Here is an 11952-nt window from a genome sequence, read left to right as displayed (position 1 = left end):
GGCAAATTTACACAATCTGCCCAACATTTCTTAAATAATATAAAATTTGTTTATTTATTCAGTAATTCAATAAGCTTTATTAAATCTTGTTCTTTTTTTAGATTAAGTTTATTAGTACTTACAATCTCAGCTACATTCTTATCTGTAAATTCATTGAACTTTTTAGAGGAATTTGGTACATTATATAATTTATCATTAAAGCCAATTTGCAATTTATCTTGTTTAAAATAATTTTTTTTATTAGAAGCATTTAAACCGCTTGCACCTAACCCATCAACTCCATCAATTGATAAATTTTTATAAAGAACAATTTTGCCTTCAATTGGAGTTAACACTTGTAAATACCTTGATTCTAAAGTATTTCCTTCAATATAATTAACATATTTAAGAATTTTCCCATTATCAAATCTTATAATTTGATTAGAAAATTTATTCATCTTAAATAAATAACTATCTCTCAAAAATTCTAAATCATCTAATAAAGCATTATATCTAAAATTTTCCTTCTCTTTAAAACCATCTACCTTTGCTGGTAAAAAATTCACATCAAAATATTCGTCTTTATTTGTTACTCCTTCACTATATTTCTGTTGCTTAACTTCTGCAACAATAGTTTGCAAATTATATTCATTAACAGTAGCTGTAGATGACATTTGCGCATCAACTGAAGTTATGAATAAAAGAAATATTGATATAAAAATTCTTTTCATATTAGTAAAATTTAAATTTGTATCTAAAATACAAAAAAAAGGCAGACTTTTTGTAATATTTAATTAACTTTGATTATAAATTAATTATCGTCATGAAAAAATTAATGTTTATCGGTGCTTTTGCATTAGGCGCTACAAGTTTATTTGCACAAACACTTAGTTTAGAAAAAGAAGAAATTCAATTTGGAAGTATAAAATTGAATACAGATGTTACTTCTAAAATGAAAGTTAAAAATACAGGTGATAAACCTTTGATTCTAAAAAGTGTAGTTGGTTCATGTGGGTGTACAGCTCCTGATTACCCAAAAAATCCAATTGCTCCAGGAGAATCTGCTGATATTACAATAAAATATTCAAGTGGAACTGTAGCAGGAGATTTTAATAAATCTGTTACGGTCACTTCTAATGATCCTGTATCCTCTCGAAAAATATTCAGAATAAAAGGAAAAGCAGAATAATATAAAAAAACAAGCTATTTAGCTTGTTTTTTTTGTTCTGAAATTAAAAAATCAAATATCTTTTTTCTTTCTTTCTCACTCATTTCAACAAAATAAAATCCTTTTTTAACATTTTTAGCATCTATTTGTTGAGGATAACCATTGTGTAATAAATAACTATTCAAACTTGAATTACTAATAGATGGAGGCTGAGCAGAATAGATTAATGGATAATTTATTGGATAATTATAAATTAAATTACCCAAGCTCTTACTTTTTACTTTAAGTTCTCCATAATCACCTGGAAAAATTAGCTCATTAATTGTAATATTTTTCAAATAACTAAATGATTTTATATTACTAAAATATTTGAAATTCATCATAGGAAACGTTAAAAGAATTGTAAAAAACAATACACAAATACAACTAATAGTTCTTGAATATTTATTAATAATTTTAAAATTAAATAACATTAAAAATATAAGCCCATCTATGATTAAAACATCTAGTAAAAATCTGAATTGAGGAGAAATAAGTAACATTATTATTAGTTTTATACAACAGCAAATAACCAATAATAGTAAAAAGTAATTTTTCGTAAAAAAACTTATAATTGTTGTTAGAAATGTTAAACCAAAAATAAATAGAATAATGTATGTTCTTGTTGAATTTTGAAATAAAATCGCTTTAAAATATTCTGCGCTATTCATTTTCGAAACCTCTTCAAATGTAAAAGAATCTTTAAGCGGTATAAATTTTCCATTCAAATTTGAAATTTCATACATTTTTTCAGGTGAAGACCACGAAAGATTCTCTATAGCTGTAAAACTTATAGGAAATAATGGGTTTGCAGAAACTATTATTCCTTTACTACAAAATAACAATGCTACAAATAGTATCAAATAAATATTTTTGTCATTTAATAAATGTTTGCACTCTTTTTTAACAAGATATTCTATTCCAAAAAACAAAAGAAGAACAATACTAATTGGTTTTATCACAAATAGAATTGTTGCATAAAATAGATAATCTGAAGCTTTATTTTTTTCTTGTAAATACTCATTAATCAAAAGGATTGAGAATACAAAAACTGGAAGGTCTGGTGAAGGTGTATTTAAGAAAAATAAGAATAAAACATTAAAAAAAAGAAATTTATAATATTTAAATTCAAAAATATATAAATTAAAAACAATGAATAAGCATAAATTCAGTCGGTAATAAATATCCAAACTTTCGTTGACTGAAGCTTGTAAAATGTGCCAAAAACTATTTTGAGCCAAAACCCATTCAAAATTAGAAAGTCCTTTTACAAAACCCGCAAAATCTAACCATTTTATAGTTGGAATATAATAGCCAAAATGATCTAAAATATATGGATAAGTTGAAGAAACTAATAAACCACAAACGAGAAATAAATAAAAATAAGTAGAAATATTCCTTAATTTTATAAGTGATTTTTTTAATTCGCTACGATGATAGATCAGCGACAAAATTGAAATTGAAATCAAGGTAATTTCATAAATCAAATTTTAAGGTAGAAAAAAAGCAATCAAAAAACTCATCAACCCTACTCCAATCATTCCGTTTAAGATTACGAAAGCAATTGAAGAATTTATTTTCGGAAATAATCGTTGAAAAATAAAACCAAATCCTAAAAAAAATAAGATTAATAACGTTGATAATACTAATTGAACAATCATTATTTACCTAACAATCTTGATGTTACATGATTACTAAATGTTTCAATTTCTTTTGTATCAAGAAATTCAACAGTCATTGTTCCATCAAAATCTTCTACAGAAAGCACTTTAATATTATCATTTAATTGAATATTCTTTGAATTTAAATACTTAAGAAATTCATCTGAAGAACCTGTTACAGCACAAATCTCAACTAAATCTCCTTGTTTAAATTCAGCTAATTTTTTATAATTAATTTGTTCAACATTACCATTTTTATCGGGAATAGGAGAACCATGCGGATCTAATTTGGGATAATTTAATAATTCATCCATTTTATCAAAAAAAGAAGAACTCTGAATATGCTCTATTTGCTCTGCTATTTCATGAACTTCTTCCCATCCAAATCCCATTTTATCTACCAAAAACATCTCTGTTAATCGATGTTTTCTCACAATTAAAGAAGCTTTCAAAATTCCTTTATCAGACAACCTAAGTGGTTTATATGATTCATAAATAACCAATTCTTTTTCGGCTAATTTTTTCATCATACTATTTACAGTAGGCATTTTTATTTCCAAATGCTTACTCAAATCTTTCACATTCACTTCTCCATTGCCGTTTCCTGACAAATGAAATAAGGCTTTAAGGTAATTCTCTTCGACTAATGAATTCATAGAACAAATATAGTTGAAAATTAAACAAATATTTTAAATTCACTTTTAATAATATTTTTGTTAGATTTGTCTAACTTTTTAATTTGAATAATATTTAATCCTTATGAAAATAATCTTAAGCACAACTCTCACTCTATTATCTATCTTTTCTTCTGCTCAATTTATTAAAAACGACAGTATAATCAGAAAGGATTCAACCGAAAATTTAGATGAAATAGTTGTCACAGGAACAATGAAAGCCGTCAGAAAATCTGAAAGTCCAGTTCCTATAGAAATTTATTCGGCAAAATTCTTTCAAAAAAATCCTTCACCTTCACTTTTCGATGCTGTACAATTAATAAATGGCGTTCAACCTCAACTAAATTGTAATGTTTGCAACACTGGAGATATACATATAAACGGAATGGAAGGTCCTTATACTATGATTTTGATTGACGGAATGCCCATTGTTTCATCTTTATCAACTGTTTATGGATTGAGCGGAATTCCAAATTCTTTAGTAGATCGAATCGAGGTTGTAAAAGGTCCAGCATCTTCTCTTTATGGAACAGAAGCAATGGGTGGAATAATCAATGTGATTACAAAATCTCCTAAATCAGCACCTAAATTATCAATAGATTTTTTCACTACATCATGGTTAGAAACCAATATAGATGGTGGTTACAAATACAAATTAAACGAAAAAACAAATGCTTTATTTGGTTTTAATTATTTCAAATATGGAAATAAAAAAGACACTAACAACGATGGTTTTACCGATGTTACACTTCAAGACCGAATTTCACTTTTTAATAAATTTGATTTTGAACGAAAAGAGAGTAGAACTGCTTCTGTAGCTCTTCGTTATTTATACGAAGATCGCTGGGGAGGTGAAATGGATTGGGAACGAAAACTGCATAGAGGAAGTGACAAAATGTACGGAGAAAGTATTATGACAAATCGATTTGAAGCAATTGGAATGTATCAATTACCGCTAAAAGAAAAAATTATGACACAATTTTCTTATAATTTTCATCAACAAAATTCATTTTATGGACCCGAATCATATCAAGGAAAACAACAAGTATTTTTTGCTCAAACATATTGGGATAAAATAATTGGTAAACATAGTATTTTATTAGGTTCATCTTTTAAATACACCTATTACGATGACAATACACGAGGTACTGGTGAATATGATGTGGATAATAATCTTATCAAGAACAATCCAATGAACACACCGATTCCTGGAATTTTTATACAAGACGAATGGACATTGAATTCCGCAAATAAACTTTTAATCGGTTATCGATTTGATTACGATCAAACACATAAAAGTATTCATTCACCAAGAATTGCGTACAAATTTTCACCTTCTACATATCATATTTTTAGAGCAAGTTTAGGAACAGGATATCGTGTAGTAAATGTATTTACAGAAGATCACAGAGCATTAACTGGAGCAAGACAAGTTGTATTCGAAAACGAATTAAAACCCGAAAAATCTTTTAATGTAAATATCAATTATGTTTATAAAATACCTACTAGTTTCGGAGCTTTTAATTTTGATTTAACTACTTTCTACTCCTATTTTACAAATAAAATTATTGCCGATACAGATACTGATGAAACTAAAATTATTTATGATAATTTAAATGGTCATGCTATTTCAAAAGGAATTTCTTTAAACATTGATGCTACTTTTGATTTTCCTTTAAAAATTCTAATTGGCACTACCTATATAGATGTTTATAAAAAAGAGGAGAATGTAAAAGAAGTGCAATATCATGCTCCAAAATGGTCTGGAAATTTCTTAGCAACTTATACATTCAGAAATAAGTTTGTGCTTGATTTCACAACTAATTATAATGATAAAATGAGGTTACCTCACGTTGAAAATGACTATCGTCCAGAATATTCTAAACCAACTTTTATTGCAAATATTCAATTAAGTAAATCATTTAAAAACAATATTGAAATCTATGGTGGAATCAAAAATATTTTTAATGTTTTACCAAAAGGCGATGTCATCGCGCGTTGGTGGGATCCGTTTGGAGAACCTGGAAATGGTGTTACACCACCAAAAGGGAGAAATGATGTAATTTTTGAGCCAAATGATTATAGTTATACACCTATGCAAGGAACTCGAGGTTTTATAGGTATTCGGTTTAATTTAAAGTCATGAAATATTTAATTTTACTATTAATTACATCAAATCTTCATGCTCAAATTGTATTAGAAAAATTTAATACAATTTTTGATGAGAACCCTAAACCAATTCTACTCTTTTTTTCTACAAATTGGTGTAGTTACTGTATGATACAAAAGAAACAAATAGAAAAAGATGTTGAATTACTTCAGATTTTAAATAATAAAATTTATTTTATTGAATTAAATGCAGAAGCAAAAGAGCCTATTATTTTTCTAAAGAAAGAATATAAATCGAACGGAAAAATTCATTCATTTTTAGAAGAATTTATTGATAAAAATGAACAAATTAGTTATCCTTTTTGGGTATTAATCTCAAAAGATTTAGAAATAAAAATGACTTATTCTGGTTTAATAAAAGCTAAAAATATCCATATTTTATTGAAAACTTATTTTGATGATATAAAATAAATAAAGCCTCAAAAAAAAAATTCTTGAGGCTTTATAATCACAAATTTTACTCAAAAGCTATAATCGAAAGTGTTGAGTTTTCAATAATCTCTTTTTGTTTGAGCTTTTCTATATCAATCACACCAACAATATGATTGTAATTTTTACTTTGATAACGTTCTTCTATTTCATCAAAAAATTCAGAAACATCATCGTTTTGATTTTCAAATCCAATATAAATTCGTTTTTTCCCTGTTTGATTAAAAACTCCTTCTTCTTGATTTTCATATTTACGAATCGAATATTTATAATCATATTTCAAAGCTGAAATATCACTCAAAACAGCCGAAGATGTAGGAAAACGTCCTGCTCCTTTTCCATATAAAAATTGTTCATCGGAAAGCGAACTTCCAATCAAAACACCATTATATTCATTGTTTACAAGCGCAATTGTTTTTTTCAAATCAACAAAAGTTGGTAAAATTGTAGATGTTATTTCTCCAGTTTGATGATTGATTTTTGAATTAGCAATCAATTTTATCGTATAGTTTTTTTCTTTCGCGTATTTAAAATCTTCTACCTGTAAAGATGTAATTCCTTTTCGGATAACATTCCCTACTTCAATCTTTTTACCAAAAGCATGCAACGTAATGATCGCTAATTTACTTGTTGCATCAAATCCTTCAACATCAGCAGTAGGATCAGCTTCTGCAAAACCACTTTCTTGCGCAGCTTTCAATGCATCTTGATACGATTCATTTTCATTTGCCATTTTTGTCAAAATGTAATTTGTCGTACCATTTACAATACCAGAAACATAATTCAATAAATCATTATCAAAATATTCTTCTAAATTTCTTATAATCGGAACAGAGCCACAAACAGACGCCTCGTATAAGAACGAAACATTATTTTTATCCTGTAAATCAAGTAATTCTTTGTGATGCTCGGCAATCAATTTTTTATTAGCACTTACTACATGTTTTCCTTTGTTAAATGCTTTTTTGATAATATCATGTGCAGCATCTGAATCAGAAATTAATTCTACGACTACATTTATTTCGTCATCATTTAAAATATCATCAGCATTTGTTGAAAATAATTTTGCTGGTGCATTTCTTTGTTTTGTAGCATCTTTTATAACAATTTTCTTAATAGCGGCATTTAATTGTGGTTTTTCTTCTAAAACTTTATAAATCCCCTCTCCTACAACGCCAAATCCGAATAATCCGATATTTATTTTTTTCATTTATGTATTTCTTTGTTTATTGATTTTATCAGAAAAAAGTGAAGAAAAAAAAATGGTTCAATTGTAAATAAAAACAATTGAACCATTTTAATAAAGAATATTATTGAATGATTGGTTTTTCGTCTTTATTTATCTTCCCTTACAGGATGGAATTAGCACCTTGATTATTTAATCAGGTTGCTAAAGTTTCTTTGGGCCATTTCCCTCCACTTTTCTTGATAAAATGTAATATTTAATGAACTATTTCTGACAGCAAATTTATGGGAAAGAATTCTATATTTCCAAATAAATTTTATTTCAACTCTTTACTATTTTCTAAAACAATGAATTTTCATATTTGTTTTTAGAATTTATTTCTATGAAATATGATATGTGAAAATATTTTTCTATAAAATCGATTTAAAAGAAAAAACAAATCTTAACTTTTTTTCATTAAAAGTCATTTTCATTAATAAAATTCTAAAAACAGATAATTTAAAGTACTGATTAAAATATTTTTTCTAAAAAAATCTATATTTAAAGAATTATTTTCATAACAAATATTCAAAAAAGACCTATTTTGGAATTTAAATAATTTCAAACAAAAATTATTTCTATTAAGCAAATTCAATCTTCTTTTTTTTCATTGTTGATTTTTTTATTCTCAATACTTTAAATAATTTTGCAGATACCTTATGAAGAAAGATGGAGGGATTAGGCCCGTAGATATCTTGGCAACCCAAAGTAAAGTTGGGTGCTACATCCTACTCTAATTGAGAAAGATAAGGAATTACCTCACAATTCTTCCCATAAGGTTTTTAAAATATAGAAAATGACATTAAACGATATACTAAAAGAGCGTATTGTGATTTTAGATGGTGCAATGGGGACAATGATTCAAAAGCACAATTTACAGGAGGAAGATTATCGCGGAGAACGATTCAAAGATTTTCACACTTCTTTAAAAGGAAATAATGACTTATTGGTTTTAACACAACCACAAATCATAAAAGATATACATCGCGAATATTTAGCTGCAGGTGCAGATTTGATTGAAACCAATACATTCAATGCGAATATTATTTCGATGATTGATTATGATATGGTTGATTTAGTTGATGAATTAAATATAGAAGCTGTTCGCTTAGCGAAAGAAGCTTGTGAAGAATTTTCAACACCAGAAAAACCTCGTTTTGTTGTAGGTTCATTAGGACCAACAAATAAGACAGCTTCCATTTCTCCTCAAGTTAATGACCCAAGTTATCGTGACGTCGATTTTGACACATTAGCAAATGTATATTATCGTCAAGCGAAAACAATGTTAGAAGCTGGAGCAGATATTCTATTGGTCGAAACTATATTTGACACATTGAATGCAAAAGCAGCATTTTTTGGAATTCAAGATGCTATTATAGATACAGGAATTAATGTTCCTTTGATGGCTTCTGGTACAATTACAGATAAATCTGGACGTACACTTTCAGGTCAAACTACCGAAGCTTTCTTGATTTCTTTAGAGCATATCGATTTAGTTTCAGTAGGATTAAATTGTGCTTTAGGTGCAACAGATTTGATTCCATATTTAGAAGTAATGGCAGAAAAAGCGCCATTTTATGTTAGTGCCTATCCGAATGCTGGTTTACCAAATGCTTTTGGTGGTTACGATGAAACACCAGAAATGATGCGCGATTTTATTCGTCCTTTCTTAGATAAAAAATTAGTTAACATCTTAGGAGGTTGTTGCGGAACAACACCAGATCACATAAAATTGATGGCAGATTTAGCAAAAGAATATGAACCACGAAAAATTAATGTAGCATGTCAGGCGTAAAAATTCAACTTTCTGGATTAGAACCATTAATTGTACGCGAAAATTCAAACTTTGTAAACGTTGGTGAACGTACAAATGTTACAGGTTCTAAAAAATTCTTGCGATTAATCAAAGAAGAAAAATTTGAGGAAGCTTTGCAAGTTGCCCGCGATCAAGTAGATGGTGGTGCACAAATTATCGACATCAACATGGACGAAGGAATGCTTGACGGCGTTGCTTCTATGGTAAAATATTTACGATTAATTGCTTCTGAACCTGATATTTCGAAAGTACCAATCATGATTGACTCTTCGAAATGGGAAATCATCGAAGCTGGTCTTAAAAATGTTCAAGGTAAAGCAATTGTCAACTCTATTTCTTTAAAAGAAGGAGAAGAATTATTTATCGAACATGCTAAAAAAATCAAACGTTATGGTGCTGCAACTGTTGTTATGGCATTTGATGAAAAAGGTCAAGCTGATAATTACGAACGTCGTATAGAAATCGTAAAACGCTCGTATGACATTTTGGTTAATCAAGTAAAATTTAATCCAAGAGATATAATTTTCGACGTTAACATCTTCCCTGTTGCAACAGGAATGGATGAGCATCGACGCAATGCAATCGACTTCTTCGAAGCGACAAAATGGATAAAAGAAAATCTTCCTCATGCTTTAGTTTCGGGTGGAGTTTCGAATGTTTCGTTTTCGTTCCGTGGGAATAATGCAGTTCGAGAAGCGATGCATACAGCGTTTTTATATCATGCAATCAAACACGGAATGGACATGGGAATCGTCAATCCAGAAATGATTGAGATTTACGATGATATTCCAAAAGATTTATTAGAGCACGTTGAAGATGTTTTATTAGATAGACGTGACGATGCAACAGAGCGACTAATTGATTTTGCAGAAAATCTAAAAGGAATTACCAAAGAAAAGAAAAAAGATGATGCTTGGCGCGAATTACCTTTAGAAAAACGTATAGAAATTGCCTTGGTTAAAGGAATTACTGAATTTATAGATGAAGATACTGCCGAAGCTTTAGATAAAATTCAATCGCCATTACGAGTAATCGAAGGACCTTTGATGGACGGAATGAATGTCGTTGGAGATTTATTTGGAAGTGGAAAAATGTTCTTGCCACAAGTTGTAAAATCTGCACGAGTAATGAAAAAAGCCGTAGCTTATTTAACACCTTATCTAGAAGAAGAAAAGCTAAAAAATAAAACAGATAAAGAACCTTCAAAAATATTGATGGCAACTGTAAAAGGTGACGTTCATGATATTGGCAAAAATATCGTTTCGGTTGTTTTGAGTTGTAATGGTTTCGAAATAATTGATTTAGGTGTTATGGTTTCATCCGAAACAATTTTAGAAGAAGCCAAAAAAAACAATGTAGATGTCATTGGACTTTCTGGGTTAATTACACCTTCTTTAGATGAAATGGTACACGTTGCTAAAGAAATGAAACGTCTTAATCTTGACATTCCTTTAATGATTGGAGGCGCTACAACGTCTAAAGCACATACTGCGGTTAAGATTGCGCCAGAATATGATAAAGCAATTCATGTCTTAGACGCTTCACGTTCGGTAACTATTTGTCAAAAACTAATTGGTTCACAACAAGCTGATCTGTTTACAGAAACAATTACAGATTACACAAAAATTCGTGAAGGATTCTTAAACAGAGCTGTAGCAAAAGAATACCTAACAATTGAAGATGCTCGCGCTAATAAATTGCAACTTAATTTCGAAGAAAACAAACCTTTCAAACCAAATCAATTGGGTGTTTTTACACATCAAGTGAATGCAGCTGATTTAAAAGATTTTATCGATTGGACGCCATTTTTCAAAACTTGGGATTTACACGGAAAATTCCCTGCGATTTTAGAAGATGAAATTGTCGGAACAAATGCAAAAGAATTATATGTTGATGCTTTAGCAATGTTATATAAAATAATCAACGAGAATTTAGCGAAACCAAAAGCTGTTTTTGGCTTATTTAAAGCAAACACAATAAACGATGATACCATAGAATTGTTTGACGAGAATAATAATAAAATTGAAGAATTTTATACACTTCGTCAACAAGCAAAAAAATCTAAAAATCAACCAAATATTTCGATTGCTGATTTTATCGCTTCAAAAGATTCTGCAATTCAAGATTATATTGGTGCATTTGCCGTAACTGCTGGTCAAGAGATTGAAGAAGTTGCAAAAGCTTACGAAAAGAATTTAGACGATTACAATTCTATTATGGTTAAGGCAATTGCCGATCGTTTAGCAGAAGCTTATGCAGAATATCTACACAAATACGTAAGAACGGAAGTTTGGGGTTATGCAAAAGATGAAACGCTATCAAATGATGAATTGATTTCTGAAAAATACAAAGGAATTCGTCCTGCTCCAGGTTATCCAGCTTGCCCCGATCATTTAGAGAAAGAAACGATTTTCAAAATTTTGGATGTTGAGAAAAACGCTGGTATCGAATTAACAAGTTCGTTAGCGATGTATCCAGTTTCGTCTGTTTCTGGTTATTATTTTGGTAATCCTGAAGCAAAATATTTTGGAGTTGGAAAAATTAAAATGGATCAGGTTGAAGATTTTGCACAACGTAAAAATATTGATGTTGAAAAAGCAGAACGTTGGTTAAGCCCAAATTTAGCTTAATTAGAAAATAGTCAGATTCTTCTATAAACTCAGAATGACAACTAATCACGAGTTTCGAACTTCTGACTTCGAAAAATTGCGTTAGGGATTGAAGTGAAAATCCTTTGCTGATAAGCAAAGATTGAAACGAAAAGCCCGCCCGAAGGGAACGCCCAAGTAAAG

General features: G+C 29.1%; 10 protein-coding genes and 2 riboswitches. Of the genes, 5 read left to right on the top strand and 5 right to left on the bottom strand.

From position 1 onward, the window contains the following. Positions 1-50 precede the first annotated feature (50 nt). Complete coding sequence (locus tag AC2I98_RS02290; RefSeq protein WP_486413018.1) at positions 51-710, bottom strand: hypothetical protein; 660 nt, start codon at positions 708-710, stop codon at positions 51-53. Between the two features lie 92 nt (positions 711-802). On the opposite strand from AC2I98_RS02290, the gene AC2I98_RS02285 reads away from it, so the two are divergent. Next, complete coding sequence (locus AC2I98_RS02285; protein ID WP_486413017.1) at positions 803-1168, top strand: DUF1573 domain-containing protein; 366 nt, start codon at positions 803-805, stop codon at positions 1166-1168. A gap of 14 nt (positions 1169-1182) precedes the next feature. Here AC2I98_RS02285 and AC2I98_RS02280 read toward each other — a convergent pair whose 3' ends face one another. From AC2I98_RS02280 to AC2I98_RS02270, 3 genes are read right to left on the bottom strand one after another with little or no spacing between them, the layout of a single operon-like run. Beyond that, positions 1183-2673, bottom strand: a complete 1491-nt coding sequence (locus AC2I98_RS02280; protein WP_486413016.1) for an LIC_10190 family membrane protein — start codon at positions 2671-2673, stop codon at positions 1183-1185. 3 nt (positions 2674-2676) lie between these two features. Then, the gene (locus tag AC2I98_RS02275) at positions 2677-2847 is read right to left on the bottom strand and encodes a hypothetical protein (protein WP_486413015.1); all 171 of its coding nucleotides are present in this window, start codon (positions 2845-2847) and stop codon (positions 2677-2679) included. Continuing rightward, on the bottom strand, positions 2847-3503 hold the full coding sequence (locus AC2I98_RS02270; protein ID WP_486413014.1) for a metal-dependent transcriptional regulator: 657 nt from the start codon (positions 3501-3503) through the stop codon (positions 2847-2849). Before AC2I98_RS02270 ends, AC2I98_RS02275 begins: the two co-directional genes overlap by 1 nt. Before the next feature lie 103 nt (positions 3504-3606). Here AC2I98_RS02270 and AC2I98_RS02265 point away from each other — a divergent pair, with 103 nt between their 5' ends. Then, on the top strand, positions 3607-5667 hold the full coding sequence (locus AC2I98_RS02265; protein WP_486413013.1) for a TonB-dependent receptor plug domain-containing protein: 2061 nt from the start codon (positions 3607-3609) through the stop codon (positions 5665-5667). Continuing rightward, on the top strand, positions 5664-6101 hold the full coding sequence (locus tag AC2I98_RS02260; protein WP_486413012.1) for a thioredoxin fold domain-containing protein: 438 nt from the start codon (positions 5664-5666) through the stop codon (positions 6099-6101). Before AC2I98_RS02265 ends, AC2I98_RS02260 begins: the two co-directional genes overlap by 4 nt. Before the next feature lie 46 nt (positions 6102-6147). Here the strand turns inward: AC2I98_RS02260 and AC2I98_RS02255 are convergent, their stop codons facing one another. After that, complete coding sequence (locus tag AC2I98_RS02255) at positions 6148-7329, bottom strand: homoserine dehydrogenase (RefSeq protein WP_486413011.1); 1182 nt, start codon at positions 7327-7329, stop codon at positions 6148-6150. Between the two features lie 126 nt (positions 7330-7455). Further along, a riboswitch (SAM riboswitch) is annotated at positions 7456-7554 on the bottom strand. Between the two features lie 444 nt (positions 7555-7998). Then, positions 7999-8097: riboswitch (SAM riboswitch) on the top strand. Between the two features lie 43 nt (positions 8098-8140). On the opposite strand from AC2I98_RS02255, the gene AC2I98_RS02250 reads away from it, so the two are divergent. Both AC2I98_RS02250 and metH read left to right on the top strand, forming a co-directional pair. Continuing rightward, positions 8141-9139: a homocysteine S-methyltransferase family protein gene (locus tag AC2I98_RS02250; RefSeq protein ID WP_486413010.1), complete on the top strand. Its 999-nt coding sequence runs from the start codon at positions 8141-8143 to the stop codon at positions 9137-9139. Beyond that, entirely contained in the window at positions 9127-11790 is a 2664-nt protein-coding gene (gene metH, locus AC2I98_RS02245) for a methionine synthase (RefSeq protein WP_486413009.1), read from the top strand. Before AC2I98_RS02250 ends, metH begins: the two co-directional genes overlap by 13 nt. The last annotated feature ends 162 nt before the right edge of the window (positions 11791-11952 follow it).

This window comes from Empedobacter sp. EJD.6dd (assembly GCF_057369435.1).
The sequence above is the reverse complement of the archived record's forward strand: the minus strand, read 5'-3'. Positions and strand labels throughout refer to the sequence as shown.

What these genes read in the sequence shown, in the direction of transcription:
- AC2I98_RS02290 (WP_486413018.1), bottom strand. Translation starts at nt 710, where the DNA reads ATGAAAAGAATTTTTATATCAATATTTCTTTTATTCATAACTTCAGTT.
- AC2I98_RS02285 (WP_486413017.1), top strand. Translation starts at nt 803, where the DNA reads ATGAAAAAATTAATGTTTATCGGTGCTTTTGCATTAGGCGCTACAAGT.
- AC2I98_RS02275 (WP_486413015.1), bottom strand. Translation starts at nt 2,847, where the DNA reads ATGATTGTTCAATTAGTATTATCAACGTTATTAATCTTATTTTTTTTA.
- AC2I98_RS02270 (WP_486413014.1), bottom strand. Translation starts at nt 3,503, where the DNA reads ATGAATTCATTAGTCGAAGAGAATTACCTTAAAGCCTTATTTCATTTG.
- AC2I98_RS02265 (WP_486413013.1), top strand. Translation starts at nt 3,607, where the DNA reads ATGAAAATAATCTTAAGCACAACTCTCACTCTATTATCTATCTTTTCT.
- AC2I98_RS02260 (WP_486413012.1), top strand. Translation starts at nt 5,664, where the DNA reads ATGAAATATTTAATTTTACTATTAATTACATCAAATCTTCATGCTCAA.
- AC2I98_RS02255 (WP_486413011.1), bottom strand. Translation starts at nt 7,329, where the DNA reads ATGAAAAAAATAAATATCGGATTATTCGGATTTGGCGTTGTAGGAGAG.
- AC2I98_RS02250 (WP_486413010.1), top strand. Translation starts at nt 8,141, where the DNA reads ATGACATTAAACGATATACTAAAAGAGCGTATTGTGATTTTAGATGGT.
- metH (WP_486413009.1), top strand. Translation starts at nt 9,127, where the DNA reads ATGTCAGGCGTAAAAATTCAACTTTCTGGATTAGAACCATTAATTGTA.